This is a genomic window from Mesorhizobium sp. M1A.T.Ca.IN.004.03.1.1 (assembly GCF_003997555.1).
Lineage (GTDB): Bacteria > Pseudomonadota > Alphaproteobacteria > Rhizobiales > Rhizobiaceae > Mesorhizobium.
Map to the genome: position 1 here is coordinate 1 of NZ_RZTV01001239.1, position 229 is coordinate 229.

Below are 229 nucleotides of genomic sequence, written 5' to 3' on the forward strand. Positions count from 1 at the left end.
CGAACCTCCTGAAAGCGGCACGCGACGCCCGCGAGGGCAAGCCAGTCGTCTGCGAGGCGACCTTCGTCGAGGCGCTGATTGCGGCAGCGGCCGACGAGAGCCTCGAACCGGCCTTCCGCGCCCAGGCGCTGGCTCTGCCGAGCGAATCCGATATCGCCCGGGAACTCGGTTGCAACAACGATCCCGATGCCATCCATGCCGGCCGGCAGGCGGTCCTGAAACAGATCGC

Annotated in this window: 1 protein-coding gene; it reads left to right on the top strand. The window is 68.1% G+C overall.

Translation table 11 applies throughout. From position 1 onward, the window contains the following. The coding region (locus EOD29_RS35660; protein ID WP_127248951.1) for an aminopeptidase N C-terminal domain-containing protein at positions 1-229 on the top strand (229 nt) is incomplete at both ends.